Origin of the sequence: Bacillus nakamurai (assembly GCF_001584325.1) — a bacterium.
Taxonomy (GTDB): domain Bacteria; phylum Bacillota; class Bacilli; order Bacillales; family Bacillaceae; genus Bacillus; species Bacillus nakamurai.
Genome location: NZ_LSAZ01000022.1, coordinates 24,902 through 42,095 on the forward strand (window position 1 = coordinate 24,902; position 17,194 = coordinate 42,095).

At 44.9% G+C, this 17,194-nt stretch carries 19 protein-coding genes, 1 other RNA gene and 1 pseudogene; 15 read left to right on the top strand and 6 right to left on the bottom strand.

Annotated elements, in window-relative coordinates:
• Positions 1 to 18 precede the first annotated feature (18 nt).
• Positions 19 to 2,802 carry a PBP1A family penicillin-binding protein gene (locus AXI59_RS11225; RefSeq protein WP_061528235.1) on the bottom strand — a complete coding sequence of 928 codons (2,784 nt, stop codon included), beginning with the start codon at positions 2,800 to 2,802 and terminating at the stop codon, positions 19 to 21.
• Between the two features lie 33 nt (positions 2,803 to 2,835).
• On the bottom strand, positions 2,836 to 3,450 hold the full coding sequence (gene recU / locus AXI59_RS11230; RefSeq protein ID WP_061521249.1) for a Holliday junction resolvase RecU: 615 nt from the start codon (positions 3,448 to 3,450) through the stop codon (positions 2,836 to 2,838).
• Positions 3,451 to 3,491: 41 nt separating this feature from the next.
• Here recU and AXI59_RS11235 point away from each other — a divergent pair, with 41 nt between their 5' ends.
• A complete protein-coding gene (locus AXI59_RS11235; RefSeq protein ID WP_061528236.1) occupies positions 3,492 to 4,454 on the top strand; it encodes a DUF2515 domain-containing protein in 963 nt (320 codons plus the stop codon).
• 43 nt (positions 4,455 to 4,497) lie between these two features.
• On the opposite strand, the gene sspM is transcribed toward AXI59_RS11235, so the two are convergent.
• The gene (sspM, locus tag AXI59_RS11240; protein ID WP_061520991.1) at positions 4,498 to 4,602 is read right to left on the bottom strand and encodes an acid-soluble spore protein SspM; all 105 of its coding nucleotides are present in this window, start codon (positions 4,600 to 4,602) and stop codon (positions 4,498 to 4,500) included.
• Between the two features lie 204 nt (positions 4,603 to 4,806).
• Between sspM and AXI59_RS11245 the strand changes: the two genes are divergently transcribed.
• Positions 4,807 to 5,052 carry a DUF5446 family protein gene (locus AXI59_RS11245; protein WP_061520992.1) on the top strand — a complete coding sequence of 82 codons (246 nt, stop codon included), beginning with the start codon at positions 4,807 to 4,809 and terminating at the stop codon, positions 5,050 to 5,052.
• 45 nt (positions 5,053 to 5,097) lie between these two features.
• Positions 5,098 to 5,466, top strand: a complete 369-nt coding sequence (locus AXI59_RS11250; protein WP_061520993.1) for a DUF1798 family protein — start codon at positions 5,098 to 5,100, stop codon at positions 5,464 to 5,466.
• A 34-nt stretch (positions 5,467 to 5,500) separates the two neighbouring features.
• Here AXI59_RS11250 and AXI59_RS11255 read toward each other — a convergent pair whose 3' ends face one another.
• On the bottom strand, positions 5,501 to 5,683 hold the full coding sequence (locus AXI59_RS11255) for a YppF family protein (protein WP_061520994.1): 183 nt from the start codon (positions 5,681 to 5,683) through the stop codon (positions 5,501 to 5,503).
• Positions 5,684 to 5,871: 188 nt separating this feature from the next.
• Here AXI59_RS11255 and AXI59_RS11260 point away from each other — a divergent pair, with 188 nt between their 5' ends.
• On the top strand, positions 5,872 to 6,267 hold the full coding sequence (locus AXI59_RS11260) for a YppG family protein (RefSeq protein ID WP_061528237.1): 396 nt from the start codon (positions 5,872 to 5,874) through the stop codon (positions 6,265 to 6,267).
• 21 nt (positions 6,268 to 6,288) lie between these two features.
• Here the strand turns inward: AXI59_RS11260 and AXI59_RS11265 are convergent, their stop codons facing one another.
• Positions 6,289 to 6,711: an Hsp20/alpha crystallin family protein gene (locus tag AXI59_RS11265; RefSeq protein WP_061520996.1), complete on the bottom strand. Its 423-nt coding sequence runs from the start codon at positions 6,709 to 6,711 to the stop codon at positions 6,289 to 6,291.
• A gap of 135 nt (positions 6,712 to 6,846) precedes the next feature.
• Between AXI59_RS11265 and AXI59_RS11270 the strand changes: the two genes are divergently transcribed.
• The 9 genes and pseudogenes from AXI59_RS11270 (at position 6,847) to AXI59_RS11300 (ending at position 14,217) form a co-directional block, all read left to right on the top strand.
• Positions 6,847 to 7,353, top strand: a complete 507-nt coding sequence (locus tag AXI59_RS11270; RefSeq protein ID WP_061528238.1) for a PTS sugar transporter subunit IIA — start codon at positions 6,847 to 6,849, stop codon at positions 7,351 to 7,353.
• Between the two features lie 97 nt (positions 7,354 to 7,450).
• Positions 7,451 to 9,697 (top strand): DEAD/DEAH box helicase, encoded by a 2,247-nt coding sequence (locus AXI59_RS11275; protein ID WP_061528239.1) that lies wholly within the window; start codon positions 7,451 to 7,453, stop codon positions 9,695 to 9,697.
• Positions 9,698 to 9,716: 19 nt separating this feature from the next.
• Positions 9,717 to 10,955, top strand: a complete 1,239-nt coding sequence (locus AXI59_RS11280) for a ribonuclease H-like domain-containing protein (RefSeq protein ID WP_061528240.1) — start codon at positions 9,717 to 9,719, stop codon at positions 10,953 to 10,955.
• Between the two features lie 121 nt (positions 10,956 to 11,076).
• Positions 11,077 to 11,184 (top strand): annotated as a pseudogene (locus AXI59_RS19775) (hypothetical protein); the annotation flags it as partial.
• 84 nt (positions 11,185 to 11,268) lie between these two features.
• Positions 11,269 to 11,499, top strand: a complete 231-nt coding sequence (gene cotD / locus AXI59_RS19380; RefSeq protein ID WP_082791763.1) for a spore coat protein CotD — start codon at positions 11,269 to 11,271, stop codon at positions 11,497 to 11,499.
• An 87-nt stretch (positions 11,500 to 11,586) separates the two neighbouring features.
• Complete coding sequence (locus AXI59_RS11285) at positions 11,587 to 12,135, top strand: SLOG family protein (RefSeq protein WP_061528312.1); 549 nt, start codon at positions 11,587 to 11,589, stop codon at positions 12,133 to 12,135.
• A 79-nt stretch (positions 12,136 to 12,214) separates the two neighbouring features.
• Entirely contained in the window at positions 12,215 to 12,514 is a 300-nt protein-coding gene (gpsB, locus tag AXI59_RS11290; RefSeq protein WP_061521000.1) for a cell division regulator GpsB, read from the top strand.
• Between the two features lie 55 nt (positions 12,515 to 12,569).
• Positions 12,570 to 12,952, top strand: an RNA gene (gene rnpB / locus AXI59_RS11295) — RNase P RNA component class B.
• Positions 12,953 to 13,044: 92 nt separating this feature from the next.
• Entirely contained in the window at positions 13,045 to 14,217 is a 1,173-nt protein-coding gene (locus AXI59_RS11300) for a THUMP domain-containing class I SAM-dependent RNA methyltransferase (RefSeq protein WP_061528241.1), read from the top strand.
• A gap of 39 nt (positions 14,218 to 14,256) precedes the next feature.
• Here the strand turns inward: AXI59_RS11300 and AXI59_RS19385 are convergent, their stop codons facing one another.
• Complete coding sequence (locus AXI59_RS19385; RefSeq protein ID WP_003153548.1) at positions 14,257 to 14,409, bottom strand: YpzG family protein; 153 nt, start codon at positions 14,407 to 14,409, stop codon at positions 14,257 to 14,259.
• Between the two features lie 162 nt (positions 14,410 to 14,571).
• Between AXI59_RS19385 and AXI59_RS11305 the strand changes: the two genes are divergently transcribed.
• On the top strand, positions 14,572 to 14,763 hold the full coding sequence (locus AXI59_RS11305) for a hypothetical protein (RefSeq protein WP_061528242.1): 192 nt from the start codon (positions 14,572 to 14,574) through the stop codon (positions 14,761 to 14,763).
• 103 nt (positions 14,764 to 14,866) lie between these two features.
• Entirely contained in the window at positions 14,867 to 16,786 is a 1,920-nt protein-coding gene (locus AXI59_RS11310; protein WP_061528243.1) for an ATP-dependent DNA helicase, read from the top strand.
• Positions 16,787 to 17,194: the final 408 nt, after the last annotated feature.

A 17,194-nucleotide genomic window follows, 5' to 3' on the forward strand; every position in this document is an offset into this window, starting at 1 on the left:
GGTGAAGGCTTTCGGCCGCTAATTAGCGGAGTTTGATTGGATGGTTGACGAATTTGACTGCCCGTTGATATTTGATGAAGAGTCTTGGTTTTTGTCCGTTTGTTTGTCGTCTGGGTTGGAACCGTCTGTTCCGGAGTCGGAACTATTGTCAGAGCTGTTATCACTCTGCCCGTTTTTATCCGTACCATCGCCTGGCTGATTCTTATTCCCGTTATCCGTTTGATCCTGGTTGGATTGATCCGGATTTTTGGTTGTATCATCAGTTGACGAATTATCCGATCCGTTTGACGGATCTGTCTGACTGTTATCTGTTTGTGAATCATCGGTTTGGGTCTTGTCTTTATCCTGATTATCATCAGGATTTTGTTCTTCGTCCGTTTTTTTATCTTTGTCTGCATTGTCCTCTTCATCTTTCGGGACTTTGAAGGACGTTGATACCGTATCGCTTTTTCCGTCATCATTTTCCGCTGTCACTTGGAAGCTGTATGTGGAGCCTGGCGTGACGTCAGAGACGACAGCTTCTTTTGCAGAGCTGTTTTGAATGTCACTGTAGCTTCCGCCGTCAACGGATTGCTTGACATTAAAGGTAGCATCACCATCGTAGCCCCAGCTTAGGGTCAATGATTTTTTGTCTTTATCGTACTTCACTTGCAAGCCTGTCGGTTTATTGGCTTTTTCTTTCGTGTACGTTTTAGAAACAGCAGTAGGCTGCGTTCCTTTCACGAAGTACTCCGTCACTTTTTTATCATCCGGTGTATTCGGTCCGGCTAAAGCGGCAGGGTTTGAGCCTTTTTCAATCGTTTCTTTGACGACGCTGTCAGGCTGTTCAAAGCTTCCTTTGCCGTCGTCAACATATGAGATCAGCTTTTGGAAGAGGCGTTTGGCAACTTGCTGGTCTGCTTGTGATAAGGATAATTTTCCTACCTTATTATTAGCCTCGACACCTGTCCAGACGGCAGCTGTATATTGCGGCGTGTAGCCGACAAACCAAGAATCCGGAACACCGCTGCTTGCAATATTGTGTGCTTTCATATAATCATCTGTAAAGTTAGTCGTACCCGTTTTACCGGCGACTTCAACATTCGGCACTTGGGCAAGTCTGCCGGTTCCTGATTGTACCGCAGATTTCAGCATATCCGTAACCATAAACGCCGTGTAGTCACTCATTGCGCTTTTTGATTTCGGCGTTAAATCAAGCTTTGTGCCGTCATTAAATTCAATGGATGTGACCGCATGCGGTTCGTTGTATGTTCCGTTATTTCCGAATGCGCTGTAGGCGCCTGCCATGGTCAAAGGAGAAACGCCTCTGTTATCATCTCCAAAACCGCCGATAGAATAAGATTCAGTTACACTGTCTTTGTTTAGTCCCAAGCCTAATCCATTTGCGAAGTCAACTGCATTATCTTTTCCAGCCGCTTGGAATGCTTTCAAAGCCGGAATATTACGTGAGTCTGAGAGTGCGTCACGCATGGAAATCGGACCTTTATATTTCCGATCATAGTCATGAATCGGTGTGCCGTTAGAGTACGTATAAGGCGAATCATCAATTTGCTCATACGTTGACCATTTTTTGTTTTCGATAACTGGACCATAATCAAGAATCGGTTTTATCGTTGAACCCGGCTGGCGTTCAGTACCTGTCGCATAGTTGAACCCGCCGACAGTTCTGTTTCGTCCCGAGCCGATAGCGCGGATTTCACCGTTTGTCGTGTCAAGGAGGGTAACGCCGCCCTGCATGCCTTGGGTAAAGCCGACGCTGTCGCCGTTCATTAATTCATCCAAATAATCTTGTGCTTTCGTATCAAGGGTCGTATAGATTTTTAAGCCGTCAGTGGAAATATCGACGTCTTTCTTTTCTTTCGATTCAATTTCACTCATGACTTCTTCGACAAAAGCGCTGTACTTATTTGTATCCTTTTTATCATATTGCTTTTGGCTGACGACGCCTTCATCTTTCATTGACACTTTTTTTGCTTTTTGGTATTCAGCATTCGAGATAAAACCTTGTTTTTCCATTAGGCTGAGAACGATGTTCCGTCTCTTTTCAGAAGCCTTCGGATTTTTAACAGGGTTGTATCCGGTCGGGCTCTGCGGCATACCGGCAAGGGTTGCTGCTTGTTCAACCGTGAGCTTGCTGAGGTCTTTCACGCCGAAAAAGTCTTCAGCGGCTTTACCGACGCCGTAGGCGCGCGGTGAGAAATAAATTCTGTTTAAATACATTTCTAAAATTTCATCTTTAGAATAATGGCGCTCCAGCTGCAGTGAAAGCCATACTTCCTGGGCTTTCCGTTTAATCGTTTTCTGGTGAGTCAGAAGCGAGTTTTTCACAACCTGCTGGGTGATTGTGCTTCCGCCTTCTGATCCGAAACCATCCTTAAAGTTGGCGAGCAAAGCGCCGCCGATCCGGATCGGGTCAATCCCGTGGTGCTTATAAAAACGGGCGTCCTCAGTTGCGATGAACGCTTCTTTTACAACGTCGGGAATATCTTTAATCGGGACGTAGGTTCGCTTTTCGGCGCCCACTTCCGCGATTTCTTTGCCGTTTTTATCATAAATCGTTGAAGAGTAAGGCGTTTTCAGCTTAGCTTCATCCAGCGACGGCGCGCCGGAAACTAAAACGGCAAATGCCGCCGCTCCGCCGACTATGCCAAGGACAAACAGAATAACCAAAGACAGCACAATTTTTTTAAATAAACCGCCTTTACGCTGTTTCTTGCCTTTTTTCGGTGAAGAAGCCGGTTTGCTGTTTTTCGACTGCTTTGCCTTTCGGCGTTCTTCACGACTCATAAATTGATCTGACATAACATCTCAACCTTTCGTTAATCAACCTTTCGCTCAGTCTACTGTCTCCTGCGAAAAATAAAGCTGTTCAATAATACTAATATAATCAATTCTAGGTGAGTATCCAAGGGAAATCGGAAAGGAAGCATCTTCTAATTCATCTTTGCGAATCGATTTTCTGCCGTTTTTCTCCTTTCTCTCCCAAAAGACAAACAGCTTATCAGCCTCGAGGAAATAAACCTTATCGAAAGCGGATATAATAACAAAACAAATGCCGCCTTGAGCAGCCACCTGCTTCATATGCTCAATCTGGTGTTCATGAAAATTCTGCAGGGGAAATGCCGTTTTGTTTTTTGTCTCTTTTGCCTCAAAATCAATGTAGCGCCCTTTATAAATCCCGTTATAATCAGTTGTTGACGACTGCTTAAAATAGGCTTCTTTAATGACCGCGGCGCTTCTTTTCGGATAATGGACATTTACAATTTGAACGGGTGTCGGCTTTTTATGAATGACGGCAATTTGGTTAGCCAGATAATACTTATTCGTTTCATTCAGGTCGTCTTCGAGGGTCATGCCGCGATTACTGTAAGAAGGCGACTGTTTCTGGCTTTTTTTGGATGAAACCGTTTTGTTCGGCTGAAATGTCTTTCCATTCGGATACCGAATCACTTTTTCCATCCTCCTTATCAAACTTTTAGTGACGGAAGTGAATGAACGTGCAAAAACAACAGACCGTAACAGCCATTCTGCGCCGAATCGAAATAGAGACGAAAATGAAAAATGCCGATAATATTTCCCGGACGAATGCCTATAAATCATATTATGACCGCCATCCTGAGATCAAATGGTCACTTTTGGCATCCTTTGTTTCCCGCAATGCCGGCTGGTCGATGACTGATTTAAAAGGCAGCCTTTATCAGCAGGGTCTTGAGAGTAAACAAAAAAACTGGTTTTTTCTGTCCTATGAGAGGGCGAATTGGCTGATCTTTTCCGACGCCTATCCCCAGCTTTTGTTATACCAATGGTCGAAAACAATCGGCGAACCTCTTTTCCGTCATCTTCCTCATTTCCGCGTTTCGGCATTTATGCAGGAAGAATGGTCCCGCTTTTGGCGTGATGGAGATACGGAACGGCTCATGTATGCTCTTATTATAAATGAACAAAACACTATCCAAACACCTATTATACAAAATCCTTCGTTTAAAAAGAATGTTTTTGGCACGATTCCTTTTTATTTAAGTGATTGGTTTCACTTTAACACGGTGATATTTCCTTCATATGACGGATGTTTATACGGAATTTCCGTCAAACGGTTTTCAAAAGCCGAAGAAAGAATTACGCTCGGAAAACAGCTTTCCCAGCTGTTATTCAGCCCGGAGCATTACAGCTCTTTTTATCGCTTTCTCGATACCGTGCCTCATACAGGCTCGCGTTTTGATATGGAGAAAATGATCGGCATCAAAAAGCGAACATCACCAATGCTCAGGACAACCTATCCCTTGATTGCCCACTCATTAGACGGCAGAAAGACGGATTGGTTTCAAAAAAGGTTAAAGAAGGGGGCCTTTTTACAGGAGAAAATGCCGAAGCAGCTGGAGCTGACAGACTGGTATCTGCAAAAAAAACGCCAGCTTCATGCGCTTCTCGCTGTTGAACAGTGGCTGAAAACATGAAAAAGCCCAAAACCGTTCCGGCGGTTTCGGGCTGTCATCTGCCTTACGTAGAAGGGCGGTTTGGGCCGCCTAATTTTTTGTCAAGCGTATCAGTCGTTTTTGATTCGGTTTTTTGCTGTTTGCCTGCATTTTTCGGTCTCGTTTTCATACGGCACCTCCTCAACTGTATCGTTTGCATTAATGTGCCGCTTCATACAAAGTTTGCGGCACTTTTTTGTCGAAAGTTCCGCCTTTTAGGATAATACCTGTTTGTTTGGCGATTTGCTTCTAGTTTTGTCGGGTGCAAAGGAGAGCGGCGTAAAAACGAGAATTATATTCGGAGATACGCAAGTGATAAAAGGGAGGAACATGAATGTCCGTTTATACGAGTAAGGCTGATATTCTCCGTCTGCTTTCTGATATCGAAGATCAGCTCTCTGATGCTGAAGAGACGCTTGAACAATCAATGACTCTCTATAAGACAGAAGCTGAGGAAACAGAGGATGATCGTCTCGCTGCCCTGGAGGATGAGGTGAGGGAGCTTTATATCTGCATTGACGACCTGTTCCTGACTGATCAGCGCAAAGCGGTTTTACCTAAGGCGTACCGGATAAGCTGAATTTGTGTTGAAACTTTGGTACGATGTGTATTGAGGTGAGTCCGTTTGCAGACACAATTGTTATTGGAGTTAACAGAACAAATGATAGAGGCCGCTATAGAGGCTGACAGAAGGTACCAAGACGGAAAAGAGCACGACCGTTCATATGATTTCTTTGAAATCATTAAACCTGACGTTGAAAAAAAAGATAAGCTTTGCGCGCTTTGGATTGAAAAGGCGCTGCCGTTTATTCAAACGAGCCGACCGAAATACGTTCATCAGGAACAGATTCTGGCCGTTAAAGAGAACTTTTCAGAATTGATGCTCCAATCATATGTTCATCATATTCATAAAAAAAGGTATAAGGATATAACTGAATCTGTTTTATATACGCTTCGTATATGTAAGGATGAAGTTGAAAAAGAAGGCAGCTGATCAGCTGCCTTCTTTTTTCAGGGGTCCGGCATGGTTATTCATATGCCGGGTTTTCTGCTCCACTTGCTTCGAGAACCTTCATACTGTTTCGAAATTCCGTTGCGGTCAGGTGTCCTTGAATATAGAGGAACTTTGCAAAGTCCATCAATTTATTCACACAATCTGTCTCATATTTTTTTACTTCTGCAAAACGTTTTCTTAAGTATGATACGTTCAAAATGGTGCATCCCCTCTCATGTATGTTGAGATTATCGTAACATAGCGATTCGACTTTTTTTTGTTTTTAAAATATTAAGACTTTCGACAGCATTTGACAAAGCGGGCGACTGTTGAAAGACACATAAGTAAGGCGGAATTCATACATATAAAGAAGAAACTTGATGCGAGATATAGGGGGAACGTCATATGAAAAGGAGAGCGCAGCAATATCAAAATATATATCAGCAGCAGCCCTTGGGATATTACTATCCTCAGCCGATGCAGGAGTATCAGCAGCAGCCGTATATTCAGCAAGGGCAATTTCCGCCTCAATTTTATCCGAATCAGGAGTACGGGCACATGCAGCCGTATTCTCCTCCGCAGGCAGGCATGCCTGGCGGACAGCCGGGATTTTTGAATCCGTATCCCGTTCCCAGACCGAATCAGCAGCAGCCTTCCCAATTCTCAGGCATACTCTCTCAATTTAAAAAAACAAACGGACAATTTGATTTTAATAAAATGATGGATACGACAGGGCAGATGATGAGCGCTGTGAATCAGTTCGGATCTCTGATAAAAGGATTCACCGGCTTCTTTAAATAATGAAAGCATGAATGACACGAATCATTCATGCTTATTTTTGGGGAAAAAGAGAGTCAGCGTATGTTCATTCCATGAAGTGTTCATATCTTCTTCGCGCACCTCATAAGGGAGGATGACGGTTCTTGTCATGCTTGAAGAAACATGGGATGAATGAGCCTGCTGCTGATGCTGCCGAAGAGTGACATGAAGATAACGGGCCTTGACTTCAACCAGCATATCTCCGTCGCGGAATGTCGGCGGGACGCTGATATCAACCGCAAGACCCGACTCTTCTTCTCTGACGTCAATGGTGACCTGAACATCTGAAAAAGCTGAATTGACAAGATGCTGAAACCCTTGGATCAGCTCGCCGAATGGACCCGAATGAAAAAATTGGTCCATCGCATGGTTTATCATATCTTCATTGTTTTGTAAATGATGCTTATCATCATGTGAATTTTCCATATAACCACCGCCTTTTGTAACAGACTATGCGCTTTTGTGCCATGTGGTTATGAATTGAAGGAAAAAAGAAAGTGTGGTTAAATAGTGGAGAATAAACTGGTAACGGATTCACTTTTAGGAAGGGAGCACAAAACATTGCTGAAAAAATTATTCGGATTGGGAGACAGCCGGAAAAAGCCGGCCGAAGAAGCGATTTATTCTCCGGCTGACGGAACGGTGATGGATTTGGCCTCAGTGCCGGATCCCGTATTTTCACAAAAAATGATGGGGGACGGCATTGCGATAGAACCGGCAAACGGAGACATTGTTTCGCCGGCTGAGGGGGAAGTGATTCAGCTTTTTCACACAAAACACGCTGTGGGCATCCGCACCTTGTCTGGAGCGGAGATTTTAATACATGTCGGTTTAGATACGGTCAATATGAACGGTGAAGGCTTTGAAGCCCATGTGAAAGAAGGCGACAAAGTAAAAGCCGGCGACCCGCTTTTGACATGCAATTTAGACTTAATAAAAGAAAAAGCAAGCAGCACGGTGATCCCGATGGTCATTATGAACGGTGATGCCGCAGAATCTTTGCAGCCCGCAGGTGCAAAAGAAGCTAAAAAAGGACAAACAGAGGTTTTTACAATAAAGATGAAGTAAGCAGGGCTGATGCTCTGCTTTTTTTCTTGTGCAGTATTTTCATCTAGCCAGGCAAACAAATATTCGGTAAACTGTACCTCATAAAGAGGTGTGAACGATGAAAAAAAAATCACTGACCGAACTGATTCATGAATTAAAAGAACATGAGAATATTGTACATTGGCATGAAGAGGAGCCGCGTGAGGCGAAAACCATGCCGATGCCTGACAGGATTGATCCGAGAATTCGGGCGGCTTTCGAAAAGAGGGGGATTGAACGGCTGTTTACGCATCAGTATTCTGCTTTTCAAACCGTTCAAAACGGAGAAAGCATTGTGACAGTCACGCCCACGGCCTCCGGAAAAACGCTGTGCTACAATCTGCCGGTTCTTCAGTCCATTGCTGAAGATCCGACAAGCCGCGCTCTTTACTTATTTCCGACAAAAGCACTCGCTCAGGATCAAAAAAGCGAGCTGAATGAAATCATAGATGAAATGGGCATGGACATTAAAAGCTTTACATATGACGGAGATACCTCTCCGGCTATCAGGCAAAAGGTGAGAAAGGCGGGGCACATTGTCATTACAAATCCCGACATGCTCCATTCGGCCATTCTTCCCCATCACACAAAATGGGTGAGCCTTTTTGAAAACCTGAAATATATTGTCATTGATGAATTGCATACGTACCGCGGCGTATTCGGCAGCCACGTGGCTAACGTCATCCGCCGTTTAAAGAGGATTTGCGCGTTTTACGGAAGCTCGCCGTCATTTATTTGTACTTCCGCCACGATCGCGAATCCGAAAGAGTTAGCACAGCAGCTGACGGGACAACCCGTTGAGCTGATTGATGACAACGGAGCACCAAGCGGCAGAAAGCATTTCGCTTTCTACAATCCGCCCATTGTGAATAAACCGCTGCATATCCGAAAAAGCGCCACCGTTGAAGTGAATGAGCTGGCAAAAACGTTTTTGAAAAATCATATTCAGACCATTGTCTTTGCCAGGAGCCGGGTCCGGGTGGAGATCATTTTAAGCCACATTCAAGAGCTCGTAAAAAAAGAAATAGGCGCAAAGTCTATCAGAGGCTATCGGGGAGGCTATCTCCCGAAAGAAAGAAGGGAGATCGAACGGGGATTAAGAGACGGCGGCATCCTTGGCGTTGTCAGTACAAATGCGCTGGAGCTCGGCGTCGATATCGGTCAGCTGCAGGTCTGTATTATGACGGGGTATCCGGGCAGTGTGGCAAGCGCATGGCAGCAGGCGGGCCGGGCGGGCCGCCGCCACGGCGAAGCGTTAATTGTCATGGTCGCCAATTCCGCGCCGATTGATCAATATATCGTACGCCACCCTGATTATTTCTTTAAGCGGTCACCTGAATCTGCGCGAATAAATCCTGATAATCTCATTATATTAGTTGACCATATTAAGTGCGCCGCCTACGAGCTGCCATTCCGGGAGGATGAAACGTTCGGGACAAATGACGCACAGGACATTCTCGAGTATTTGGTGGAAGAGGGAGTGCTTCATCAAAACCGCGAGCGCTATCATTGGGCGAGCGAATCATTTCCTGCCTCAAATATCAGCCTGCGCTCGGCGTCACAGGAAAACGTGGTCATCGTCGACCAGTCTGATACGGCAAATGTAAAAATCATCGGAGAAATGGACCGGTTCAGCGCGATGACGCTTTTGCATGATGAAGCCATTTATTTGCATGAAGGAGTGCAATATCAAGTTGAAAAGCTTGATTGGGATCACAAAAAAGCATATGTCCGAAAAGTAGATGTCGAATATTATACAGATGCGAATTTAGCGGTGCAGCTCAAAGTGCTTGAAATTGACAGGACAGACAGCAGAAGGGAAACGGCTTTGCATTTCGGAGACGTGACCGTTAATGCCCTTCCGACGATTTTCAAAAAAATTAAAATGACCACATTTGAAAATATAGGTTCCGGTCCGATTCATCTCCCGGAAGAAGAATTGCATACAAGTGCGGCCTGGCTTGAAATAAAAGAAACAGATTCGGAGATCGGCGAAAAAACGCTGGAGCAGCTGCTTTTAGGCATCGCTCATGTCCTTCAGCATATCGTGCCTGTATATGTCATGTGCGACCGCAATGACGTGCATGTCGTGTCGCAAATTAAAGCCGCTCATACAGGGCTGCCGACAATCTTTTTATACGATCATTATCCGGGCGGTATCGGGCTCGCTGATGAAGTGTATAAACGATTCGATGAAATCAATGAAGGGGCAAAGCGCCTGATACGGCAATGCCCGTGTCAAGACGGCTGCCCTTCCTGCATCGGCACCGAAATAGAGGGGATAGATGCGAAAAAAACGATTCTCCAGCTCTTGAATCACGTGTAAAAGAAAAGGAGGGCGGGAAATGTCCTTAAAAAATAAATTACAGCGGATGAAAAAGCACATCAATGTACAGGAAGCAGAACAAAAGCCGGCAGCAGCTGCTCATTCAGAGCGGGATACCGATATTCCGTTTGCGGAAGAATGGAAGTCATTCGGCGTTAAGCCTTTTTTCTTTGAAGATGAATACTGCCTCATCCGTGAAGTTGTTTATCCGCTTACGCACCGCCATGGCAGATACAGCTTTTCTGAGCTGGATGAAGTGATGGCTTTATGGAATGAAGGCGGGCTTACACATACATTATCTGCCGAGGGATATGAAAAGAGCCAGCTTTTTTTCTTTGATACTGAGACAACGGGGCTCGGTGGCGGAGCCGGAAATATGATCTTTTTGCTCGGGCATGCCCGTGTATATAAAGACCGTGTCGTTGTAAAGCAGCATCTGCTCCCCAAGCCGGGAAACGAGGCTGCTCTGTACCAAAGCTTTTTAAGCGAGGTTGATATTACGTCTCTTGTGACTTATAACGGCAAAGCCTTTGACTGGCCGCAGGTAAAAACAAGGCATACGCTGCTTCGGGACAGGCTGCCGAAGCTGCCGGAGTTCGGCCATTTTGACCTTTTGCACGGAGCGAGACGTCTTTGGAAACATAAAATGGAGCGTGTATCGCTTAGCACGGTTGAAAAAGAGGAGCTTTCTGTTATAAGAGACGAGGACACTCCGGGGTATTTGGCGCCGATGCTGTATTTTCAATTTTTAAAAGCGGAAGATCCCGCGCTTTTACAAGGTGTGCTGTCACATAATGAACAGGATGTGCTTTCTCTCATCACCCTATACATCCATATGTCTAAGAAAATTTTTGCAGCGTCTGATCAATCGTCAGAACAGCGGGAAGCATATGCGATGGCGAAGTGGTTTATCGCCCATAAGGAAACGGATCGCGCCATTTTACAGCTTGAAGCGCTTAAAGGCAAATCATTTGAGGATTCGGACAGAGCCCTTTTTGACTTAGCAATGCTTTATAAAAAACAAAACCGTCAGGCAGACGCTGTTCCGCTTTGGGAAAAGCTTATGACTTCTGATCTCCACAAATGCAGATATCAATCAGCGGTCGAGCTGGCGAAATATTTTGAGCATCATCTAAAAGACTTCAGCCAAGCATTACAAGCCGCAAAGCAAGCTGCCGCAGATGAGGAAATAACAGAAAAAGAAACTGAGAAGCTTCATGTGCGGATCGTCCGGCTGAAGAGGAAATATTCCTCTTGAAATATTGCCCGGGAAAGCGCAAAAGGCGAGCGGATTCGCCAAAAATATTTTTTTCTGGATTCATATCGATTTAGTTGTAGAATAATGACGCATCCTGTAAAATAGCGTTAGTTATTTATAGGGGAGAGTTGGTATGTATAAAGGTGTTTTTTACTTGTTCTTTGTCGTGGTTTTTTTAATTGCGTTTGTTTTTTCGAATTTTAAAGACAGCTTGCTCGTGCATTTCTAAATTGGGTGATTGCATTAGAACATGCACTCTCCTTTTTTCATAACTTAACAGTGTAATAAAAGTTAATGGAGAGGGGATTTTAGCATGTTTCATCATTGCAGACCAAACGTGATGCCGCCGATTGTCCATCCGACTCATTGCTGTGAACACCACAATTTTTCCAGTACGATTGTGCCGCATATTCATCCGCAGCATACAACTAACGTAAATCACCACAACTTTGAGCACGTTCATTACTACCCGCACACTTGCTCAAGTGTTGACCCGACGTCACATCAGCATATTCAATGCGGAAGCCCATGCTGCGATTACTAGTATTGAACGTCTAAGCAAGATCGGTACGGATATCAGCAAATTAAATGGGGCCCGATGGGAGCCCCATTTTTTAAGCAGGTGATGGAATTGAAAGTATTAGCCGTAACAGGGTACAAGCCGTTTGAACTCGGCATCTTTAAGCAGGATGACCGCGCGCTGGTTTATATTAAAAAAGCAATAGAAAACCGGCTGAGGAGCTTTCTTGAGGAAGGACTGGAGTGGGTGCTGATATCAGGGCAGCTGGGAACGGAGCTTTGGGCGGCGGAAACGGCGTACGATCTCAGAGAAGACTATCCCGAGTTAAAGGTGGCCGTGATCACGCCTTTTTACGGCCAGGAAGAAAAGTGGAAGGAACCGAATAAAGAAATGTATGAAGCGGTGCTGGCACAGGCAGATTATGAAGAGAGCCTTACGCACCGGCCTTATGAGAGTCCGCTTCAGTTCCGGCAGAAAAACGCCTTTTTTATTGAAAAATCAGACGCGCTTTTACTGTTATATGATCCGGAAATGGAAGGTTCGCCTAAATATATGCTTCAAGAAGCGGAGAAACGGCGTGAAAAAGACGGATATCCGATCTATTCTATTACGATGGATGATCTCCGGGCAGCCGTTGAAGAAGAAGACTTCTTTACATAACATGCCAGAGAACATTTGACAACGGCACGTGTTTCTGAATAAAATATAAGATGATGATTCACGATACGAGGTGAAAAAGATGCTTGCTGATAAAGTAAAGCTTTCTGCGAAAGACATTTTGGAAAAAGAATTTAAAACAGGCGTTAGAGGTTACAGACAAGAAGACGTTGACAAATTTTTAGATATGATTATTAAGGATTATGAAACCTTTCATCAAGAAGTGGAAGAACTGCAGCAGGAAAATCTGCAGCTGAAAAAGCAGCTTGAAGAAGCAAGCAAAAAGCAGCCGGTTCAGTCCAATACGACTAACTTTGATATTTTAAAACGGCTGTCTAACCTTGAGAAACATGTATTCGGCAGCAAGTTGTATGATGAATAAGACAGACGCACTTGTCAAATGAGACAAGTTGCTTTATAATGAACAAGTGTTCTTAACGTTCGGGTAATCGCTGCAGATCTTCTGAATCTGTAGAGGAAAGTCCATGCTCGCACGGTGCTGAGATGCCCGTAGTGTTCGTGCCTAGCGAAGCGATAAGCTAGGGCAGCCTTGATAGGCTGACGGCAGGAAAAAAGCCTACGTCTTCGGATATGGCTGAGTATCCTTGAAAGTGCCACAGTGACGAAGTCTCATCAGAAATGATGAGAGTGGAACGCGGTAAACCCCTCGAGCGAGAAACCCAAATTTTGGTAGGGGAACCTTCTTGAAGGAACTGAACAGATAGAAGGACAGAATACTTTCTGTAGATAGATGATTGCCGCCTGAGTACGAGGTGATGAGCCGATTGCAGTACGACGGAACAAAACATGGCTTACAGAACGTTAAACATTTAAATGACAAACTCAGAGCTCTCCTTCATGGGGAGCTTTTATCTTGAATGAAACGAAAGTTTGAAAAGACAGGGTGATACGATGAAGAAGTATACACTAATAGCGACGGCGCCAATGGGAATTGAAGCGATTGTTGCTAAAGAAGTCCGTGATCTGGGGTACGAATGCAGAGTAGATAACGGAAAAGTCATTTTTGAAGGCGATGCGCTTGCGATCTGCCGCGCTAACCTATGGCTCAGAACGGCTGACCGCATAAAAGTGCAGGTCGCCGAGTTCCAGGCGAAAACGTTTGATGAGCTCTTTGAAAAAACGAAGGCCATTGACTGGCGGTCGTACATTCCGGAAAACGGAAAATTTCCCGTGATCGGAAAATCCGTTAAGTCTGTGCTCGCAAGCGTGCCTGACTGCCAGCGGATCGTGAAAAAAGCCATTGCCGAAAAGCTGAAAATACAGTCTGGCAAACAAAATGACTGGATTGAAGAAACTGGCGCCGAATATAAGATCGAGATCTCCCTTTTAAAGGATAAAGCCGTGATTACTTTGGATTCATCCGGGACAGGCCTTCATAAACGGGGATACAGGGTCGATCAAGGCGGAGCGCCAATAAAAGAAACGCTGGCTGCAGCACTCGTTCTCTTAACCAATTGGACGCCTGACCGTCCGTTTGTCGATCCGTTCTGCGGCTCTGGGACCATTGCAATTGAAGCCGCTTTAATCGGGCAAAACATTGCGCCTGGTTTTAACCGTGATTTTGTCTCAGAGGATTGGAAATGGATCGGGAAAGAGCTGTGGGACAAAGCACGTCTTGAAGTGGAAGAAAAGGCGAATTATGATCAGCCGCTTCAGATTTTCGCCAGTGACGTTGACCACCGGATGGTGCAAATCGCGAAAGAAAACGCAGACGAAGCAGGTCTCGGTGATCTGATTGAATGCAAACAAATGCGAGTGCAAGATTTCACAACAAAACTTGATTTTGGCGTCATTGTCGGAAACCCGCCGTATGGGGAACGGCTTGGCGAGAAACGTGAAGTAGAGCGGATGTATAAAGAAATGGGCCGTGCGTTTGAATCGCTTGATACGTGGTCTGTGTACATCTTAACCTCAAATGAACAATTTGAAGAAGCATACGGAAGAAAAGCGACAAAAAAACGCAAGCTTTTTAACGGATTTATTAAGACGGATTATTACCAATATTGGGCTAAAGTGCGCCCGCAGCGGAAAAAGCAGGAACAAACCCAAAGAGAAGACGCCTAAACAGCGTCTTCCCGGGCATCTTTCCATTCTATTCTATCATTACCACCGGTGCGCTTTTGCGTTGCTCCGTAAAATAATGTTGGTTTGGGACATTTCGGTATGGCCGTTGACCTGCGATTTTGAGCGCTTCGGCCGAGTCCAATTGTGATGAAACAATTCAGAATGCTGATCTAAACGATCTTTATAACTCATGTAACCATCACTCCCGGATAGAATAAGTTTGTGAAGATGGATATTCAATCATGAATATCTCTTGTAGTTTGTGCAGGTCATGTGCGGATCATTCAAAAGGCATGTATATAAAGTGAAAAATCCGCATAGAATGATGATTATTTCTATTCTAGAGGTGATCTCATGCTGAACAGCGAACACTTTAACCGGATTCAAAAGGCGTTAGACGCGACAGCGGCTCAGCTGCAAGAAGCCGGGGCGGAGCTTTCTCCATCCGTTATGACACATGCACAAGAAGATTTTGAAAACGCGGTGAAACATACAAATTCAACAGACCATCCGTTTTTATCTTCACTTGTGATTAACCGAAAATGATTGTTCAGAAAAGCTTGGCGCGGCCAAGTTTTTTTGTTGTATTAAAAAGGGTTAAATGATATTATAGATGGTCTGAATGAGAATAGTTAGGGGTTGGAGTTGGGTGACAACATCACGTTTGCCTTTTGCTTTAACAAAACAAAAGAATTTTTACGAAGAACTGAACAATTGGATTGGTGACGTGTTTTACGATATACTTCCCGAAAAAGGCTTTGACCTTCGGGATGAGCAAGTGTTTATGGCTTTTCAGCTGGAGCGGGCATTTAAAGAAAAAAAAGTCATGTTCGCTGAAGCCGGAGTGGGTACGGGGAAAACGCTGGTATATCTGCTGTTTGCGATCAGTTATGCAAGATATACCGGAAAACCTGCCATTATCGCGTGTGCTGATGAAACGTTAATTGAACAGCTTGTCAAAAAGGAAGGCGACATCTCAAAGCTGACGGAGCATTTGGATTTACAGATTGATACAAGGCTTTCCAAATCACATGAGCAATATCTATGTTTGAAAAAGCTTGAGAAAACGATGCAGCGTTCCGATGATGAAAAATGGCTGGACCTCTATGAATCCCTGCCTTCCTTCGTCCACGAATCGCAAGCGATGCAGCGTTTTTATCCGTACGGTGACCGTAAGCAATACGCTGATTTGACGAATGAAGAATGGTCAAGCGTAAGCTACGATTCCTTCCAGGACTGTTTAACGTGTGATATGAGACATAGATGCGGCTTAACGCTCTCAAGAGACCATTACAGAAAGTCAACGGATCTTATCGTTTGCTCCCATGATTTCTACATGGAACATGTATGGACAGAGGAATCACGCAAACGGGAAGGGCAGCTGCCGCTTTTGCCGGATCACAGCGCCGTTGTGTTTGATGAAGGGCACCTTTTGGAATTCGCCGCACAAAAAGCATTAACGTATCGCGTGAAGCAATCAACGCTTGAATTGTTTTTGGAGCGCCTGCTTCAAAATGACATCAGGGAGGAATTTGCCGAGCTGATAGAAGATTCGCTCGCTGCAAACGACGAGTTTTTCTATGTGCTTTCAGAGGAATCTAAGGAAGTGGCCGGGTCTCACCGTCTTGATATCCAAAACGATCAGCGTGTCAAACGCGCGGCTGACGAGCTGTGCCGTCTGCTGGATAAAATCGGCGAGGCGCTTGTATTTGAGTCGGAAATGTATACCATCGATAAATACGAGCTGTCAGTCGTAGAAGAATACGTCGAGCAAATGGCCTATTCCTTGTCGTTGTATCAAAAGGATGCCATCAGCTGGCTTGAAAAACAGGATTCGGACTCAACGTTTGTCGTCATGCCGAGAACGGTTGCGGAAGTGCTGGGTGAAAAGGTATTTTCTAAAAAAATCCCTTACATTTTCTCATCCGCTACACTGTCACAGGGCGGTTCGTTTGATTATATTGCAGACAGCCTCGGTATACATGATCCTTTATCGTTTACTGTTGAATCTCCGTACGATTACGAAGAGCAGATGGCAGTTGCGCTTTACGGAGAAATGACGGCCGAGCATAAAACTGCCCGGACAATAGAAACGATTAAGAAGTATAAAGGAAGAACACTTGTGCTTTTTCCTTCATTTGAAGAGATGAAGGAGTTTAAAGATCAAGCAGCCGCGTGGGAATTGCCTTACCCGATTTATTATGAAGGTGATGAAGAAATCAGCAGCCTGGTTGAAAAGTTCCAAAGGAATGAAGAATCTGTGCTTTGTTCCGTCCACTTATGGGAAGGGCTTGACATTCCGGGTGACTCGCTTCGTAACGTGACCATTTGGGCATTGCCGTATCCGCCGCATGATCCCGTTTTTACCGCAAAACGAAACGGAGCAAAAAAAGACCCGTTTGAGGAAGTTGATTTGCCGTACATGCTGTTAAGAGTGCGGCAGGGAATCGGCCGCCTTATACGGTCAAATCAAGACAGCGGCTCCATTTCCATTTATGCGGGCGGAGAAAGTGAGCGGGTTCTGAACGAAGTGAAAAAGATTTTACCTGTTACGCCTCAATTGATGTAAGATGAAAGGCTGCCGGATACGAATCCGGTAGCTTTTTTTATATCAGCGGACAAGCCAGGTGCCATCAACAGCTAAAATATGGCCGTTTACGTGAAAAGGAAGGCGATATTGATAATCTTCCCGCTTCCTTCCGCCATCCATCGGCAGTCTGGGTCAATACAAACAGGCACGCTGATGAATCATATGGAACGAAAACAAGGTGCCGGCGCATTTGCGTTGATCAGTATGGAATCAGGGCCTTTTATGAGGATGATCCCGAGTTTCGGTTGCTATCTTATTCAGGCGGTTCTTTGTATTTGCTTGAACGGTTTATCGCAAGCGTCATCGTGACCTCGCTGCTAACGCCGCTTGCCGCTGTCTGGTTAGGCACAACACATAAACTCCGCCGCAACCAAATGCCTGTAAACC

Bases quoted from the DNA above. Each gene is read 5' to 3' on its own strand.
- AXI59_RS11225 (WP_061528235.1), bottom strand. From the start codon at position 2,802: ATGTCAGATCAATTTATGAGTCGTGAAGAACGCCGAAAGGCAAAGCAG.
- AXI59_RS11305 (WP_061528242.1), top strand. From the start codon at position 14,572: ATGCTGAACAGCGAACACTTTAACCGGATTCAAAAGGCGTTAGACGCG.
- sspM (WP_061520991.1), bottom strand. From the start codon at position 4,602: ATGAAAACGAGACCGAAAAATGCAGGCAAACAGCAAAAAACCGAATCA.
- AXI59_RS11300 (WP_061528241.1), top strand. From the start codon at position 13,045: ATGAAGAAGTATACACTAATAGCGACGGCGCCAATGGGAATTGAAGCG.
- AXI59_RS11245 (WP_061520992.1), top strand. From the start codon at position 4,807: ATGTCCGTTTATACGAGTAAGGCTGATATTCTCCGTCTGCTTTCTGAT.
- gpsB (WP_061521000.1), top strand. From the start codon at position 12,215: ATGCTTGCTGATAAAGTAAAGCTTTCTGCGAAAGACATTTTGGAAAAA.
- AXI59_RS11235 (WP_061528236.1), top strand. From the start codon at position 3,492: ATGAACGTGCAAAAACAACAGACCGTAACAGCCATTCTGCGCCGAATC.
- AXI59_RS11265 (WP_061520996.1), bottom strand. From the start codon at position 6,711: ATGGAAAATTCACATGATGATAAGCATCATTTACAAAACAATGAAGAT.
- AXI59_RS11275 (WP_061528239.1), top strand. From the start codon at position 7,451: ATGAAAAAAAAATCACTGACCGAACTGATTCATGAATTAAAAGAACAT.
- AXI59_RS19385 (WP_003153548.1), bottom strand. From the start codon at position 14,409: ATGAGTTATAAAGATCGTTTAGATCAGCATTCTGAATTGTTTCATCAC.
- AXI59_RS11260 (WP_061528237.1), top strand. From the start codon at position 5,872: ATGAAAAGGAGAGCGCAGCAATATCAAAATATATATCAGCAGCAGCCC.
- AXI59_RS11280 (WP_061528240.1), top strand. From the start codon at position 9,717: ATGTCCTTAAAAAATAAATTACAGCGGATGAAAAAGCACATCAATGTA.
- cotD (WP_082791763.1), top strand. From the start codon at position 11,269: ATGTTTCATCATTGCAGACCAAACGTGATGCCGCCGATTGTCCATCCG.